This is a genomic window from Brockia lithotrophica, from assembly GCF_003633725.1.
Taxonomy (GTDB): Bacteria; Bacillota; Bacilli; order Thermicanales; family DSM-22653; genus Brockia; species Brockia lithotrophica.
Genome location: NZ_RBIJ01000001.1, coordinates 574725 through 591554 on the forward strand (window position 1 = coordinate 574725; position 16830 = coordinate 591554).

Consider the following 16830-nt stretch of genomic DNA (forward strand, 5'->3'; position numbering starts at 1 on the left):
TCGCGGGATCCGTGCAATACGGGCCGGTTCGTCCCTCTCCCTCTTTCTCTCGGGCCATCTCTTGCGGCCTTCCCAGTCGGCCCGTCCGGACCAATTCCCCTGGGTCCCATCGTACCAAAGCTCCGATCGGAACACAAGAGGTTTTCGATTCTCTTCGTTTTGCTTGCGCCAAAATTAAACAGACAAAAAACGAGGAACGTTCGGATTCCCGGAATTTCGACCTCCATACGAAAAACCGGCGGACTCCTCCGGGTCCGCCGGCGCGTTCGCACCCGCCACAACGGTCAGTGGAGGAACTGCACGAAGTATCCAGCCTCAAGGATGAGGTAGCGAAGGAGTAGCCCGCCGGCAACGGCCAAAAGACAGGCGAACTGCCCCGCGGAGAAGAGGCGGGCACCGCCTTCTCCGCCTTCCGCAGAAGTAGCAGACTGCGCATCCGAGGAAGGCGAAGCCCCTCCCGCAGATGCCGCCCATGCCAGCGCAAACCGCGCGGCGTATACGACCGCGAGGTGCTTTCGTTCCTTGAGCTCGATGTAGAGGGGGACGACGAGCCCGAGGAAGACGAGCCCACCCCAAAACGGAAGCGCGAGCCGTCCCCACATGAGGTCGGCTACGGCAGCGCGGCCAGCTACGTCCCCATACCATCCGAAGTAGAGAAGAGAAAAGAGGAGGAAGAGCTCCAAACCTTTAAGCGAGCACCCCAGAGTCAAAAAGGGATAGGCGTGTTCCTCCGCCCGCGGATCCCAAGCCACGGCCGTAAAGAGGGTGACGGCGATTCCCGTGGAGAACGCCGAAGTGACGAAGAGAACCGGGAGGACGGACGTATTCCAGAGGGGAACCGCGTGCACGTCGCCGATGAGGAGGGCCGTGTAGGTGGCCGTAGCCGCGGCCATCACGAGGCCGAAGAAATCGAGCCCGGGTCGCCCTTCCACGAGCCACCGAAGCCATCCCGGCGGTTGGGAAAAGAGGCGATCGAGCTTCAAAGGCCAGCGCTTCTCGCCCCCTTCCTTCCAAACCTCAGCCAGCGTGACGAAGAACCGGTAGAGGGCGAGCGGAGCGAACACCGTGAGGATGTACACGCCGATGGCCATGATGGACGTCGGTCGTCCGACGTACAGGTAGAGGAAACGCCACGGGTGGAAAAATCCCGCCTCCGCGTCCACCATGAGGAGGACGAGACCGACGATCACGAGCCAAGGTGCGACGAGGTAGCCGGCCCAACGAATCTTTCGGGCCTCCGGGTAGAGGCGTTGGGCGAGGAACGCCGTAGCGTACGCCCCGGCGCTCATACCGGCCAAGAAGAGGTACAGGGCGATGATGATCCCCCAGATCTGTCCGGGCATGGGCATTTCGTGCGAGCCCAACACGGGCATCGTCCTTCACCACTCTTTCCTCCGTAGAGTTTTGCGGAGTCGACTCACCACACGTAGAAGAACTTCGGCTTCGTACCCAGATCCGGGCGAAGCGGGCGCGCGTGGCGCTCGTTGATCGCCCGTACGAGTTCGCCCTCCGGATCGTCGAGATCGCCGAAAATCCGGGCGTCGCCAATGCACGTGCGCACGCACATCGGTTGTTCGCCTTCGTGAATTTGCTCGAAGCAGAAGACGCACTTCACCGGGGTCTTCGTCTCCTCGTCGAGAACGCGGGCGTTGTACGGGCACGAGGTCATACAGTACTTGCAGCCGATGCACCGGTGCTCGTCGATGAGGACGATCCCGCCGTCCCCGATATAGCTCGCACCCGTGGGGCAGTTGTACACGCACGGCGGGTTTTCGCAGTGTTGGCATTGCACGGGGATGTTCACGAGGGAGACGTCGGGAAACGTCCCGTATTCCTGCTGGTAGTACTTGATGAAGTGGATCTCCGGAGCGAGCTCGTTCTGCATCTGACAGCCTACCGTACACGCCATACACCCCGCGCAGGCCGTGAGGTCGAGGAGCATGCCGTAGCGGGCCACGGGAAACACCTCCCAGAATCGCGCAAAGGTCGAACCGCTGAAGGCGGAACGAAGCGCCCTACACCTTGTGCAGGGTTACCGCAAAGTCCTGTACCATGGCCGAGCCGGAGATCGGGTCCAGCCGGTTGGGGACGAGGTCGAGGAAGGAAAAGGCGAACTTCTTGCCGGGATTGTCCTTGCCGAGCCCGCCGTAGGGGGCGTAGATGAACACGCACTCGGGGTGGATGGCCTCCGTGAGGTGTACCTGCGCACGCCCCTTCCCCGCCTCGGAGCGCACCTCCACCCAGTCGCCTTCCTTGAGCCCCATGCGTTCCGCCACCCGTCGGTTGATCCACAACCGGTCGCCGGCAAAAGACTCAGAAAGAGACAAAAGGTAGGGGTTGCGCGTCGTCGTCGTGTGGGAATGGTAGGCCTGGCGCCCGTGGAGCAGTCGGAACTCGCCCTTCGCCGGGTCGGGCATGACGAGGGGCGGCATCCACTTAGGCACGGGAGAAAATCCCGCGTTGGCAAAGGCCGTGCTGAAAAACTCCACCTTGCCCGTGGGAGTGGCGAATTTAGGCGTTCCGAGGAGGGAAGGTTGGTTGAGGACGACCGTCCCCTTGGCCTTCACCTCCGCAAGCGAAAGCCCCAACGGCGCGAGCATTGCCGCGTTGAGCTCGTCGAGGGTGAAGTTGAAGTACTTCCCTACACCTGCCGCCTCGGCGAGCCCGTTGTAGATCTCCCAAGCGGGTTTCGTCTCCGGGTGTACCTTGCCGATCACCTGCTGGCGAAGGGCGACGACGGGCTTCCTCCCGCCGACCCCTTCCACAAGTTCATCGCGCTCCAGGTAGCTCACTTCGGGCAGGACGTAGTGCGCGACCTCGGCGGTTTCGCTCATGAAGAGATCGATGGCCACGAGGAGCTCGAGCGAAGCGTACGCCTGTCGGGCAAAGGCGGGGTTGTTGTAGTGCATCACGGGATTCGTGTGTGCCACGAAAAGGGCCTTGAGGTCGCCCGAGAGGATCTTGTCGGGGATTGCCGACCCTACGTCTCCAATGAGCGGCCACTCCGCATCGACGCGCGCGAGCGTGGGCTTGGGAGGCGCGGGATGCTTCGCGGGATCGAGGGATCCGAACCCGGGCGAGGTCCCAAAGGTGAGACCTCCCTCCTTCTGGTAGTTCCCCAAGAGGGCGTTTACGAGGGCCACGGCGCGCGCCGTGTCCGCGCTGTTTTGGTAGTGCGCCCCGAAGGCGCCTCGCCAGCTCGGGTGGATAAAGGCGCGCGGGCGGTTTTTCCCAAGTCTGCGGGCGATTTCGAGGATCGTCGCCTTCGGTACGCCCGTGATGTCCTCCGCCCACTCCGGCGTGTACCCCTCGACCTCCTTGGCGAAGTGCTCGAACCCATATCCGTACTCGCGGACGAATTCCGCGTCGTACAGCCCCTCGCGGATGAGCACGTGGGCGAGGGCGAGGACGAAGGCGAGGTCGGTACCCGGACGAATGGGGACCCACTTCGTCGCCATTTGAAACGTGTTGTTCACCCGCGGGTCTACGAGGACGACCTGCGCCCCTTTGCGCCGGGCGCGGGCGAGGCTCAGAACGTCCCCCGGGGTGATCCCTTCCGCGAGGTTGCGGCCGATGAACACCATGTAGCGCGCGTTTTCGATGTCCGCACCGGGAACACCGCCTACCGTGTGCCTAAACCCCACGTTGCGCGCAGAGTTACAGGACGTCGCGTGGGTAAACACGTTCGGCGAGCCGAGCGCGGCCATGAGCCTCCGTCCGTACCACGTGTACATGGGGAGGTTGTGGCTGACGTGCCCTACGGAGCGCGGGCCGTACTTCGCCAAGATTTCCTTGAGCCGCTCGCCGATTTCCCGAAAGGCATCTTCCCAGGAGATCGAGGCAAAGCTGCCGTCCGGCTGACGCTTGAGCGGCTGCGTGATCCGCTTTCTGAGGTACGGCGTCATGATGAGGCCTTGGCCGCGCGCGCACACCTTTCCCTTGCTTTTGGGGTGCTGGGGAATCCCGGTGACGCGCCAAATGCGTCCGTGTTTCGTCTCCACATAGATTCCGCAGTGGTTCCCACATCCGTCGCACAACGTAGGAATCACGCGTACGTCGCCCTTTTCTACCGCCTGGGCCTTTTGCCACGTCCGGAATGAAAGCGTTCCCAAAGACGCGGCTGCGGCGACTCCTGCCGTAAGCTTGAGGAAGGTGCGACGGGTGAACTTTCCCGTAAGAGCCACGGCTCTTCCCCCCTTTGACGGTTTCGCGCCGACTTACGCGAAACTCCGCCCCGGCGAAAATCACCCGAGAATTGAGAATGTGAACTCTTTCACTTATGAGTCTAGCGTACCTTTCCTCTTTTGCCAAGGGAAACCCCCGAAGGTTCACAAACAATTCATCTCCCGTGCCCGTAAGGAAGAAACCAACGTTGCGAATAGGGATTACATCTGAGGATCTTCGACCGGGCCGGCGGAAACGCCGTGCCCTCCTGCCGACAGGACTAGCCTTGTGACGAAACAAAATCCGCCGCCTCTCGGGGGCGGCGGAAAGCGAAGAAAGTGGAGAAAGCGGCTTGAGCGTACGCCTACTCTCCCGTCGCAGGCGAAGGGGCCGTACGCGGGAGGTTCTCCGCCCCCCGCACACGGCGGGAGAACGCCCAATGTCCCACGAGCGCCGCTATGTACCCTACCGCGCCGATGATCCCGAGGGCGACGAGGTCGCCCCACCAAAGCGCGACAGAATTTCCCTTTACGGCGAGCTCGCGTAGGCCATGGAGAAAATAGGTGAGCGGGAGCGCGTGGCCTACGACCTTGGCCCAAGCAGGCATCGCCTCGAGCGGCCAAGTGTATCCGGAGAGGAGGAACGAGGGGAGCGCCACGAGCATCGTGTACTGGGTCGCGTAGACCGAGTTCGGCGAAAAGAGGGTGATGGCGAGTCCGAGCCCGAGAACCGCCCAGAGGAAGAGGAAAACGAGGAGGAGGAACTCGCCCGCGTTTCCGAGAAAGGGCATCCCGTAGATCTTGACCGCTCCTCCTACGAGGAGGACGGTGTTCCACAACCCCAGAAGGCCGTAGGGCACGCTTTTGGCCCAGAGGAATTTCCCCGTGTGCCCGTAGTACGGCGTCGTCGGCACGCTCATGGCGAGGGCGAGAAAGAGGACCTGCTGGAGGACGACGCCGTAGAGCCCGTAGAGGAGGAAGATGCTGTAGTTAAACCCTGGGTTATACAGGATGCGCGCCTCCGCCGTGAGTACGGGAAAGGGCGCGGTAAGAAAGGCAGCCTGCTGCGCCAGGGCAAAGCCCTGGACGATGTCCGTAGCCCCGCGGAGCGCGGCGTTGGCGACGATCATGTTGCTACCGTCGAGAAGGAGGAGGACTTTGTCCGGACCGGGGGGAAGGATCACCCCGAGCCGGGCCCTACCCTCGCGCACGGCGCGTTCGACTTCCGACTCCGAAGTCGTCGTCTCCACGAGGGAAAAGGTGTCTGTCGCCGAAGCGAAGGCCTGGGTGATCTGCCAGCTCAGGTCGTTTTGCGCCTCGTCGCAGACGATCACGGGAATGTGCGACACGCGGTTGGCGGAGTACACGCTCCCAAAGATGAAGAGGTAAAGAAGCGGCGCACCGAGGAGGATCACGAGGATGCGCGGGTTGTGGGTCAGGAGTTTAAGTTCGTCAAACACCTCACCGCACCTCCCAGCGCGCCGTGGCGCCCGCACGCACGTCCGCGGGGAGCTTTACGCGCACGAGGTAGCTCCGCAGGTCCGTTTCGTGGAGGTGGTTCGTCGCCTTGCGTACGGCGAACTGCGGGGCGCCGGAGACGGCGACGACAGATCCCGGCACCTCCTTCCCCTCCACCCAGACCGTAACGCGGTCTCCGACGCGAACGTTGGCGATGCGGTCCTCCGGGACGTAAAAGTCCGCCCACTTCTCGCGCGGATCCGCGAGGGTGAGGACGGGCATCCCCTGCCCGACGACTTCAAATGGTTCGACGAACTTGCGCACGACCTGCCCGTCGAAGGGTGCCGTAAGCACGGTGTGGGCGAGGTAGTCCTCGACTTCCTTGACGGCCGCCCGGGCCTCGGCGAGCTTCCCTTCGGCAAGGGCGACGTCCGCATCGGCCAGCTTCACCTGATCGCGGCCGGCCTGAGCCTGGCGGAGGGCCGCCTGCGCCTCTTCGAGCTGCGCCTGCGCCGCGTCCAGCTCTTCCTTGCGCACGCCTTTGCGGGCAAGGGCGAGCTGTTCTTCGGTTGCTCGCTTTTCTGCCTCCGCTTGGGCCACCTTGGCCTTCGCCTCGTCGAGTTTAAGCGAAAGTTCGGTGAGCGTAGCAGGGTCGGCCTTCCCCATCTGGACGAGCTTCGTGGTCTCTTCGAGTGCCTTGGCCAACGTGTCGCGGGCGCTTACGGCCTGCTCGTATACGGTCGTGGCGGCCGCGAGCTTCGCCTCGAGCATGGCGATTTCCTCAGGGCGCGGGCCGGACTTGAGGGCGTTGTACTTCGCCTGCGCCTGGGCGACCTTGGCCTGCACCTGCGCCAAAACGGCGGCCGTCTGCGCGTCCGTGAGGGTTTTCCCTTCTTGCGCCTTGCGCACGGCGGCTTCCGCTTGGGCCACGGCGGCCTGAGCCCGCTCGAGCTTGGTCTTGAGGTCCTGATCGTCGAGACGGGCGAGCACCTGCCCCTCCTTTACCTCGTCTCCGAGGCCGACGGAAAGTTCGGCGAGGCGTCCACCGACGAGGAACGAAAGGCGCACTTCCCGCTGCTGGACGATGCCCTCGACGGTAAATCCCTGCGGTGTGTCGGCCTGCACGTGCCCTACGAGAAGGACGTATGCCCCGGCAGAGAGGGCGAGGACGGCGACGACAAAGGCGACGCTCACCGCTGCCCGGCGCAGACGGGAGCTTTCCCTCGCGCGGGACAGCCAAACGCGAAGCGTCTCTCCCAGGCGGCGAACGAAAAGGCGAGACTTCTCCGGGACGAAGGAAACGATGCGGAAGAGCCGTCGCACGACCTTTCCCTCCCTTTCCCTGTTGTTGTCGTGCAGATCGCAGATCGCGCGCGGAAGAGCATAGAGGCCCGGCTTGCCCGTCGGACAACGTTCCGGACTCCGTCGCCGGTTACGGGGCAAACCCCAGAGCCCGCAGGTAAAAGGCTACGAGTGCCTCCTTTTCCCGCTCCGTCGGGGGACGTTCCTGTAGAGCCCGGCGGAGGACGGCGAGGGCGAGCCCTCCTACGACGGCGCCCGCAAAGAGGTCCGTGACGCAGCCGGAAACATCCTCGACCGCACAGGCAAACGATGCCCGCCCGCTTTCCCTTTCCGACGCGAGGAGCCGGTCGAGCAGGGAAAAGTACGGGGCAAAGATCTCCTGAACGTCGAGATCCGCCACGCGCCCCCGGGACGAAAAGCGGACGAGAAGGCGAAGGAGAGAACGGTGTGCGCAAAGGAGTTCGAGCTTCGTCCACAGGACGCGGCGCCAGCGCTCCGCGGGGGAAAGCCCGCGCGCGGCTTCGTAGGTTTCTTCGGTCTTTTCCGTGAGGAAGCGTACGGCACCCGCCAGCACTTCGCGAAAGAGGGCTTCTTTCGAGGGGAAGTAGTTGTAAAGCGTCTGCTTCGCTACGCCGCTGGCCTCCGCAATCGCGTCCATGGACACGCCCTCATAGCCGCGTTCGGAAAAGAGGACGAGGGCGGTGCGCAGCACGCGCTGCACGCGCTCTCCGGCATGCGCATACGTCTCCCCCAAGCGGTACGAAAACCCGTTGAAAGTCCCTCTTTCCGTCGACCCGTTTCCCTCCATACAGCACCTCCTCGAGCTGGATGCGTTGGTCACGGTGCAGTCCTGCAGCGCGGAGGGCGCCCTTTCGGGAAGCGCGCCGTCCCGTTCCCCCGCCTGGGGTTTCAAGGTTCCGCGCTCCACCCCCGTCCTCCCTCGAAGCCCCGAGGGGCGGAAACGCGTTTCCTTGCGCCGGCGTGACCATACTAGACCGTCTAGTCTAAACCGGGCACAAGGGGAATTCTACGTCCGAAGGCCCCGTCCGTCAAGTACTTGAAACTCTCCCTCTTATGTCGGAAGATGGGCACGTACGGGAGGGAAGGACTCGTGGGGGCACGCCCTTTGCTCAAGTTGGAACGGCTCAGCGATCGACCGATCCTCGAACCGAGGCCGCACATCCCGTGGGAACGGGCAGCGGTGTTCAACGCTGCGGCGGTTCTCCGCGACGGATACGTGCACCTCTTGTACCGGGCAAGCGACAAGCCCTTTTTCCTCGACTCTCCGGAACCCGATCCTGCGCGCAAGTTTACCTCTGTGATCGGCTACGCCGTGGGGGACGGGATTCGCTTCGAACGCTTCGACGAACCGGTGCTCCTCCCCTACGGCGAAGACGAAGATTGGGGGGTAGAAGATCCGCGGGTGACGGAAATCGAAGGCACCTACGCGATGGTCTACACCGCCTTCGGCGGGAGAAGCTGGTTCGACTACCGCCCCAAGATCGCCTTTTCCCGCGACCTCCGCAGCTGGGAAGGCCGGCGGGTGCTTCTCGATGAGGTGAACAAAGACGTCGCCCTCTTCCCCGAACGAATCCGGGGGCGCTACGCGCTCCTCCACCGGCGGATTCCGCATATCTGGATCGCCTTTTCCGAGGACCTTGTCCGGTGGGAAGACCACCAAATCCTCCTCCCCACCATCCCCGGGACCTGGGAAAGCAAAAAGGTGGGCATCGGTGGACCGCCCCACAAGACTCGGGAAGGGTGGGTGCTCTTCTACCACGCCGTGGACGAGGCGAACGTCTATCGCCTGGGGGTGGCCTTGCTCGATTTGGAAGACCCCACAAATGTCCTCGCGCGCTACCCCCATCCCGTCCTCGAGCCGGAACTCCCGTGGGAACGGGAAGGCCTCGTCCCTAACGTCGTCTTCAGCTGCGGTTCCGTGGAAAAGGATGGGGCCTACTACGTCTACTACGGAGCGGCGGATACGGTCCTCGGGGTCGCCGCCCAGGGCAAGGACCGGATCGTAGATCAACTCGTGAGACTCGCGTAATCGGGTGAGGTCTCGGGGGCGGCGGGCATCGGGACCGCCGCTGCCCTGCCTTCCGCGGACCGGACGTTCACCCTTCTTCGGCCCGACCTTCCGGAGTTTGGGGAGAAAAGACCTCCGAGGCCGTCGCCGCGAGGTACACATCGGAAGGACGTTCTTTGGCGCGTTTTTTCAAGAGGGCCGCGGCCTCCGAGAGCATGAGGGGGTCGCCGCGAAGGGGATCTAGACAGTGGACGAGGACGACGGAAAGGGTGAGGAGCTCTTCGTCGGGCGTTCCCGCCTTGCGTCCCGCGATCCCTTGGAGGAAGAGCTTGCGTTCGGCGCGGAAGCGGGCAAAGACGAGGTCCGCAAAGCGGTCGGCGAACTCCTGCGGCAAAAGGGCGACAAAGTCGTCCCCTCCGACGTGGCCCACGAAGGCTTCGGGGATCACCGTCTCCACTTCCCGCAGGACGTCGGCGAGAAAGCGGATCACCTCGTCGCCGCGCTGAAAGCCGAAACGGTCGTTAAAGGCCTTAAAGCGGTTCAGGTCGATGTAGGCAAAGGAAAACGGCTGCCCGCGGGCGAAGAAATCCGCAAGCGCGCGGTTGATCAGGTGGTTTCCCGGAAGACCGGTAAGCGGATTCGTAAGCCGCAAGACCTCCGCCTTTACGTTGGCGAGGTAATCGAGAAGCGAGGCGAGAGGAACAATTCCCAATGGCTTTCGGTCCTCGGCGACGACGATCGGTTCGCACAGCCGACCTTCCCTTCCGGGTTCGAGGAGGAGGCGCGCCGCCGTGTCTACGGGGACGTTGGGGGCGAGGACGAGGGCGTCGCGCGTGGCGACTTCTCCCGCCTGCTTGCGGATGTAGAGGGCGTATCCGTACTGCGTGGAGAGAAGCCCATCTAACCGCGACCGCTGAACTACGCCTAAGTATTCCCCTTCTTCGACTACGAATACGACGTCCTCCCCCAAAAGGTCGAAGTACTCCTTGAGCTGCGAAACGGGCATCTCCGGCGGAACCGCGGAAACAGGCTGCATGATCTCCCGCACCGTCTTCGTCAGGCTCTTGAGGTCGACGGCGCGACGGTTTCGGCGGAGGGTTTCCTCGGCCTCTGCCGGAAGGCTCAAGGAGGGCGGGTGTTGCGGCCGCCCGAGGAAAAACCCTTGGCCGCATGCCACGCCGAGGCGGACCAACTGGGCAAACTCTCCCTCCGTCTCTACGCCCTCGGCAATGAGGTGGCTTCCGGCCTTCGTGGCAAACTGAACGATTCCTTCGAGCAGGCTTTGCTTTACGAGGTCACGGTCCAAGTCCGCGATGAGGGAACGGTCGATCTTGATGTAATCGGGCCGTAGTTCGAGGATTCGCCTGAGGGAGTTGTAGCCCGATCCCGCATCGTCCAGGGCGATGCGGAAGCCTTGCTCGCGGTAATAGCGAGTTACCTCCCGAAGGAGCTCCGGCGTACCTACGGCCTGCTCCTCCGTGACTTCGAAGACGACCTCTTCCGGAGAAAGGCCAAAGCGAAGGAGGAACTCCTTGGTCGTGTAGGGGCGAAAGCTCGGATCCAAGAGGACGGAAGGGCTCACGTTGAGGAAGAGGCGCGCGCCGCCGCCCACGCGGCGGAGGTAGGGGACGATTTCCCGAATCGCCTTTTCTCGAACGCGACGCTCCAGGACGTGGAGGAGTCCCACGCGCTCCGCCTGAGCGAAGAGGACGAGGGGGCTCTCCCACGGAGAACCCGCCGGTCCGCGGGTAAGCGCTTCGAATCCGAGGATTTCCCCCGTGTCGAGGCGGAAGATGGGTTGAAAGAGAACGCGGATATTGCCCTCTTCTACGATCGCCGAAATCTCCGAACGGAGGGAATGGGTTTCTTCCGCACGCGGAACCTTGGCAAAGGTGAGGGCGCGTTTTACGGCGCTGTATAAAAAACGGGCGGCGTTCTCCGGCGAAAAGTGGAGAAGCGGAACCGCGCTCACGTGAAAGCGAAGCTCTGCCCCCACCTCCGGATCGCTTCGGGAGACGGCGGCGACGAGTTCGTCGCGGACGAACTCGGCAATCGCCCGAGCGGCGCGGACAACGTCTTCCGCCTCTTCGCCTACGACCTGCACGAGGACGAAGTAGTCGTCGCCGAAGGACCGAAAGGCGGCGGTCACGAATTGACGCCGCTCCCAAAGATCGATCAAGGCAGCATCCAATAGGCCTAAAACCTCTTCCATCCGATGGACGCCGAAGCGCGCTTCGAGCTCACCGAACTTCTCGACGTCGAAGTAGAGAAGGGCGTTGGCTCCCGTCTGGGCGAGGGACTCGGGCGTCCAAACTTCCCCTTCCCCGCCTCGAAGGGGAACAAACCCGAGCATGGTCGCCGCCTCCTCGTGACCCCGGGTACGTATCCGAAGCGATCTGACTCGGGACCTGCGTCTTAGGCCAAACGCTTGCCAAGATTCGTATACGTCCACTTTCTTACGTATACCCGACTTATCGACAAGATGCAACCACATTCACCGAAAAATCTCTGCCGCTCGGCCCGGGAGGAAAGACCCAAGAACGACCAGGAGTTCTCCCTATGGGCTTAGGAAAACGCCGATGGGACGCGAGCGAAAGGTCCCCCATTGCCGAAGCCTCGGAAACGGCCTTTCGCAAAGTAAATCGCACGGAGAGGACCCTGGGTAGAGCCGACCCGCATACGGGAAAGGTCTTCAGAAAAAGCCAACCGCACACAGCCGGACGAATGCCGAAGACCTCTGAAGGGTATGCTCGCTTACTGCGAGATCTTTTCGCCCTGGCTTGACTCCGAGGGCGGGAAAATGTACTATATGCGTGGTGAGAATGAAAATAAATCGCCGAGGAGGGACTCCCATGGCATCCCTTACCCTTGCAGAGCAGTTTACGCTCCGGGCGCTCACGGGACGCGTAGTCGGAGAGGCTATTGCCAACGCGATCGGCGTAAAGGGTACGCTCGGAATCCTCACGAACAAGACGTACATCTGCGCGAGCCTCACGGGCGCAATCGAGGCGGCTTACGTCGCGCACTACGGCGGAACGCGCCGCGTCGTGACGACGATGGCGGAATCGGAAGACCAAGTGAAGTCGGCTTTGGAAGGACTCGCCGGGTCGAGTTTGGTATTTACGGCCTTCGGCGGCGAAGCGGGTGCTGACGTCAACCTTCCGCTCACCCGGGCGTTCCTCCGGGCGCTCAAGGACACCTCGTGCAAGGCAGACGTCTTCTTCCACGTGCGCATCTGGGCGCCGGGCTTTGTGAAGAAGGTTCTCGAAGAAGACCCCTCCCTCGCCGAAGGGCTCAAGAACCGGAACGTGTACACGTTCACCTTCGATCTGGAAAAGGGGTTCTTCTTCTTCAACCGTGTGGTGCTCGGGGCGGACAACTCCCTCACGCTGGAAAAGATCGCCGAAGCACCGATCGGCGTGGAACACAACGAACTTCTGCGCAAGAGCCTCTAAGGGCGGCAAAACCGGCGGAACTTGCGCACGGGCGGAAAGCCGTCCGGGCTTTGTGCAGAAGCATCGGCACCAAAAATGCAAGCCCCCGGAAGTTTCCGGGGGCTCTTATTCGTGTTCGCTCGATTCCCGCCGCGGCGCAGCCCGGTGCGCCGCTCTTGCGGAAGTCCGTACCAATGCGATCGTGCCTTATGCCCTGCCGATTTCGCCGCGGGCGAAGGCCTCGACGATTTCCCTTGCCGTGCCCATTTTGGGATTTACCAGGACGAGCCGCAAACCCTCTTTTTGGGCCCGCCGCATGCCGTGGCCGATGTGGTCGAGAAGGACCACGTCCACGCGGTGGCGCTTCAAAAAGTCGAACACGGCGTCGCGGTGGCGCCGAACTTCTTCGTCGTCTTCATGCTCGTGCTCGTGATCGTGGTCGTGATCGTGATCGTGATCGTGGTCGTGGTCCTCGGCTTCCTCGTCGCCGTGATGATGGTCGTGGGCGTGGTGCGGCCCGTGGTGATGCCCGGGATGGAGGTGGGCGAAGTCGCTCTCCACCTCTTCCCATTGGGTGATCGTCCCGTTTTCTACGGTGGCAATGGCAATGGTCTTGGCACGACCGAAGTGCGGATTCATCCTCCCGCTGCGAAGCACGGCAATGGCGACGCGCACGACTAACCCTCCTTATACAAACGTGCGTATTTGTCCTCCTCCCGCGGGCCGAGTGCCCCACGGAATGCCCATCCCTCGTCTGGCGGCGGCGGTGAGTCGAAATTGGGCATCTGCCGATTACCGGCTTTTCCTATTGTACCACAGGATGGGAGAACGAGCGCAGAACGGGGGACAGCCGTACTTCTTTTTGCCGCTTGGTGGAAAAACCGAAGGATCATCGGCATGGACGCCGGTGTAAAAGGATGACACGAACGGACCGAATGCAAACGAAAACGGCGCAGGGAAACCTGCGCCGTTGTTTGCTTTCGTATGGTGGACCCTGAGGGACTCGAACCCCCGGCCTCTACCATGTCAAGGTAGCGCTCTAACCAACTGAGCTAAGGATCCACCTTGGTGCGGTGGGCGAGACTCGAACTCGCACGCCTTGCGGCACTACCCCCTCAAGATAGCGTGTCTACCAATTCCACCACCACCGCACATGACGGTACCAGAGCCTCTCGGTTCCGGCACCTGAACCTGCCCGCGGCAGGATGTAGGCCTGGTCGGAACGGCGGGACTTGAACCCGCGACCTTACCCACCCCAAGGGTACGCGCTACCACCTGCGCCACGTCCCGACGTTTGGCTCCCTTTCGCGAACCGGCAAGAAACATCATACCGAATCCGTCGGCGGACGTCAAGGGGGATCCGAAAAGTTTTTTCGTGGGGTGACGGACTGGATCTCCGCGGCGACAGCGGTTACGTGGGGGTCTGAAAAGTTTTCTCGTGGGGGTGCCCCTCCCCGTGTCCGCCCGCGCCCTCCCCTAGAGATCCCGGGGAATTTGCAGGAGACGGCCGTGCAGCGGCGGCTTCGGGTCCTCTTGGACGTACACGGGATGAGCTTACGGATCGGATCCCGGAAGGAAGCGCACGGCGTTTCGCGTCCCCGCCTCCAGGCGATTCCCGAGAAACTTCCCAAGAGAGGCGAGAAACCCTTCTTCTACCCCGAGAGGGTCGGAAGGCGCGGAGTGCGAAACCTCGCGCGTTTCTTCGGAGGTCTCCGGCCCGGTATGCGCATCCCTACGTGCCGCATCGTCCGTCGGGGAAGTGCGTACCTCGGAGACGGCGTGCGGGCCAGAAGAAGCCGCCTGATTCGATGCGGTACTTCGTTCTCCCCCCGACCCCGCCGCAGGGCGGTCGCGTACGAGTTCGCCGAAGCTGAGACCTAATACGAAGCCGAAAAAAAACGCCAGGGCGAGGACGAGGCTTACCGTGAGAAAGGAGTTCTTCACTTTGCCTCCCCTCCGTTTTCGCCGACGATCTGGCGGACGACGGGAACGGCATCCGCGTAGTACTCAAAGAACACCCGGGCGAGAAGACGGGCGGTGCGCTCGCTTTCCTCGCGCGTATTTTCGATGCCGCCGATTTCCACGGTCAGGGCGTTCGGGGAGAGGGACTGATTGTACTCTCCGTTCCGTCCTTCCGTCCGCTCGTGGTACACCGTAGGCCGTGTGATTCCGGGGTAGCGCGCCTCGAGACGGCGGACGAGTTCCTGGGCAAGGGCGGCGTTCGCCTGCCAGTTTGGATTTCCCTTTCCGATCACAAACATGACCTTGGCGTAGGGGCGTCCGTCGATTTGCACGGTCGACTGCTCTCGGGGGACGCCGTCGCGGTGGATGTCGAACACGTAGGTGATGCGCGGGTTTTTGGAGAGGTAGGTCTCTACGACCTCGCGCGATTTGGCATACGAGTGCCCGTAGGTGAGCCCGTCGCGGAGGAGGAGGGCGTAGATGTCCGTCGTGTCGTGCAAGGTCGGAACGCCCAGGCGGTTGAGCTCGTCGACGAAGGCCTTGCCTACGAGGGTGATGTTCACCTCGGGATCAAGGCCATAGCTCTCCTTTCGCCCGCGGGTGACCTCGACCCACGACTCGCGGTTGTGCGTGTGGTAGACCAGCACCACGGGGAGGTTGGCCTTGACCTGGGCGAGGTCCGGCTTGGGAGCGTGTACGGGAAGCCCTTGCTCCGAAGGCTCTTGGGTCGGGGGCTTCCCTTCTCCTTTCTCCTTCGGCGGGAGTACCCCGGAAAGATCCCCGGGAAGGGGGGCGTCGCTCCCCGCTCCGCTCGCGTACGGATCGGGAAGTCCTCCGAGCAGCGGTAGCTTCGAGACTACGGCGTGTGCGAGCGTCTCGCGGTCGACCGTCTCCCCGTACGGAGGCAAAAGGAGGGTGAGGTGGGTTTGGGGCGGCAAAGAGGCAAAGGACTTCCCGAGGGCCATTCCTAAAACAGCAATGCCCCCGACGACGAAGAGGAAGTCGAGGAGGAAAGAAACGGGCGAGAATTTCCGCGTACGTCGCACGACGCACCCCCCCTTGCTTGTCCGAGTCGGATCTCCCGCGCGTCTCGGTAGATCACCGTATGCAAGGGGGGGCGGTCGTATTCCCGAAAGCCTCAAAAGACGCCGTAGTTGTCCGCCGTGACGTCGGGGTGAAGGGCGCGGTTCAGCGCCGCAGCCAAAAAGGTGGCGGCCCGGTCGATGAAGGCGTCGATGTCTTTGGGGGTGACGATGAAGTTGTACTCTACGGGGCCGAGGACCTCGACGAAGAGGGAGCGGCGCTCGTCGTCCGAAAGCTCTCCGAGAAAACCCAAGATTGCCTGACGCACCTCGGACGTAGGTTTGGATTCGCGTATGGGCGAGGAGGTAATCCCGGGAAGCGCGTCGGGAGAGACGAGCCTCCCCCTTGGCGGAGGATCGGCCTCCCAGGACAACTGCCGTCCGATCGAGCGCTCGAGGACGTGGAGCGTATCGGCCACAATCGTCGCGGCGTCTACCACCGTGGGGATCCCGACGGCGAGCACGGGTACCCCGAGTTCTTCCCGCGTGAGCGGTCGGCGCTTCATACCCAGACCCGACCCCGGCACGATCCCCGTGTCCGAAAGTTGCACCGTCGTGTGCAGGCGATCGAGGCGGTGGGCGCGCAGAGCGTCGACGGCGACAATGGCCCGAGGGGCGACGGCGCGCGCCAGCGCGGCGACGATTTCCCCCGTTTCGATCCCCGTCGTCCCCAAAACCCCAGGGGCCACGGCGGCTACGGGCCGAAACCCAGAAACGTCGACGCCTTCCGCGCCAAAGAGGTGATTCGTGACGTGAACGCGGGCAACGACTTCGGGGCCGAGGGCGTCTGGCGTGACGTCGCGGTTGCCGAGCCCGACGACGAGCACGAGATCGTCTGGACCGATCCCGAAATCCGCGAAATACCGGTGCATCTCGGAGGCGAGGCGGTCTACGACGCGGGGAAGGAACGTGCGGTCTTCTTCGCGCAGGCGAGGGGCTTCGAGAGTCGTGTACCTCCCCTTCGCCTTCCCGAGGCGGTCCGCCGCGGCGTCCGTGCGAATTTCCATGCGCGTGATCCGCATGCCGTCCTCCTCTTCGACGTCTACCTCTACTCCGTCCACATCTCCCCCGTCGCGGGCGCGAACGGCCTCTCGCGCTTCTAGGGCTAAGTCCGTACGCATGAGATCCGGAAAGGCTAGAGGGCGTTCCATACCCGTCCCTCCTCGCGAAGTCGGTCCCTTTTTCTCGTTTGCACTATTGACATAGTGACATCATGGGTGCTAGACTGTGATTGTGACAAAGTTGTGTCAGCCCCAGCCCGGGGATGTATGTCTTTCGGGGCATCCTAGGGACGTCTCGAAGGACGACGGAAGCGCTTGCCTCTAGGCCAAAATGCAACCGCTCGCACAACCGCTTTCACTCGCCGGATGCGAGCCCACGGGCCGACCGAAACTCTCGGA

13 protein-coding genes and 3 tRNA genes are annotated in these 16830 nt (G+C 62.9%); 2 read left to right on the plus strand and 14 right to left on the minus strand.

The genetic code is table 11. From position 1 onward, the window contains the following. Positions 1 to 284 precede the first annotated feature (284 nt). From nrfD to C7438_RS02660, 6 genes are all read right to left on the minus strand, one after another. Entirely contained in the window at positions 285 to 1364 is a 1080-nt protein-coding gene (gene nrfD / locus C7438_RS02635; RefSeq protein WP_211322028.1) for an NrfD/PsrC family molybdoenzyme membrane anchor subunit, read from the minus strand. 53 nt (positions 1365 to 1417) lie between these two features. Then, positions 1418 to 1957, minus strand: coding sequence for a 4Fe-4S dicluster domain-containing protein (locus tag C7438_RS02640; protein WP_121443766.1), 540 nt, complete (start codon positions 1955 to 1957; stop codon positions 1418 to 1420). Between the two features lie 58 nt (positions 1958 to 2015). Continuing rightward, on the minus strand, positions 2016 to 4184 hold the full coding sequence (locus C7438_RS02645; RefSeq protein ID WP_121443767.1) for a molybdopterin-dependent oxidoreductase: 2169 nt from the start codon (positions 4182 to 4184) through the stop codon (positions 2016 to 2018). 344 nt (positions 4185 to 4528) lie between these two features. Further along, positions 4529 to 5623, minus strand: a complete 1095-nt coding sequence (locus tag C7438_RS02650; RefSeq protein ID WP_170143507.1) for an ABC transporter permease — start codon at positions 5621 to 5623, stop codon at positions 4529 to 4531. 1 nt (position 5624) lies between these two features. Beyond that, positions 5625 to 6944, minus strand: a complete 1320-nt coding sequence (locus C7438_RS02655) for an HlyD family secretion protein (RefSeq protein ID WP_170143508.1) — start codon at positions 6942 to 6944, stop codon at positions 5625 to 5627. A 109-nt stretch (positions 6945 to 7053) separates the two neighbouring features. Then, positions 7054 to 7731, minus strand: coding sequence for a TetR/AcrR family transcriptional regulator (locus tag C7438_RS02660; RefSeq protein WP_121443770.1), 678 nt, complete (start codon positions 7729 to 7731; stop codon positions 7054 to 7056). Positions 7732 to 8034: 303 nt separating this feature from the next. Here C7438_RS02660 and C7438_RS02665 point away from each other — a divergent pair, with 303 nt between their 5' ends. Beyond that, the gene (locus C7438_RS02665; protein WP_252393313.1) at positions 8035 to 8973 is read left to right on the plus strand and encodes a glycoside hydrolase family 130 protein; all 939 of its coding nucleotides are present in this window, start codon (positions 8035 to 8037) and stop codon (positions 8971 to 8973) included. 67 nt (positions 8974 to 9040) lie between these two features. Here the strand turns inward: C7438_RS02665 and C7438_RS02670 are convergent, their stop codons facing one another. Then, positions 9041 to 11305 (minus strand): GGDEF domain-containing protein, encoded by a 2265-nt coding sequence (locus C7438_RS02670; RefSeq protein WP_121443771.1) that lies wholly within the window; start codon positions 11303 to 11305, stop codon positions 9041 to 9043. A 499-nt stretch (positions 11306 to 11804) separates the two neighbouring features. Here C7438_RS02670 and C7438_RS02675 point away from each other — a divergent pair, with 499 nt between their 5' ends. Next, the gene (locus tag C7438_RS02675; RefSeq protein ID WP_121443772.1) at positions 11805 to 12407 is read left to right on the plus strand and encodes a hypothetical protein; all 603 of its coding nucleotides are present in this window, start codon (positions 11805 to 11807) and stop codon (positions 12405 to 12407) included. 186 nt (positions 12408 to 12593) lie between these two features. Here the strand turns inward: C7438_RS02675 and C7438_RS09230 are convergent, their stop codons facing one another. From C7438_RS09230 to gpr, 7 genes are all read right to left on the minus strand, one after another. Next, entirely contained in the window at positions 12594 to 13061 is a 468-nt protein-coding gene (locus C7438_RS09230) for a NifB/NifX family molybdenum-iron cluster-binding protein (RefSeq protein WP_211322029.1), read from the minus strand. Positions 13062 to 13371: 310 nt separating this feature from the next. Next, a tRNA-Val gene (locus C7438_RS02685) sits at positions 13372 to 13448 on the minus strand. 4 nt (positions 13449 to 13452) lie between these two features. Further along, a tRNA-Leu gene (locus C7438_RS02690) sits at positions 13453 to 13537 on the minus strand. Positions 13538 to 13600: 63 nt separating this feature from the next. After that, positions 13601 to 13676, minus strand: a tRNA-Pro gene (locus C7438_RS02695). Positions 13677 to 13940: 264 nt separating this feature from the next. Then, a complete protein-coding gene (locus tag C7438_RS02700; RefSeq protein ID WP_121443773.1) occupies positions 13941 to 14330 on the minus strand; it encodes a hypothetical protein in 390 nt (129 codons plus the stop codon). After that, a complete protein-coding gene (spoIIP, locus tag C7438_RS02705; RefSeq protein ID WP_121443774.1) occupies positions 14327 to 15394 on the minus strand; it encodes a stage II sporulation protein P in 1068 nt (355 codons plus the stop codon). Before spoIIP ends, C7438_RS02700 begins: the two co-directional genes overlap by 4 nt. Positions 15395 to 15486: 92 nt before the next feature. Continuing rightward, entirely contained in the window at positions 15487 to 16581 is a 1095-nt protein-coding gene (gpr, locus tag C7438_RS02710) for a GPR endopeptidase (RefSeq protein ID WP_121443775.1), read from the minus strand. Positions 16582 to 16830: the final 249 nt, after the last annotated feature.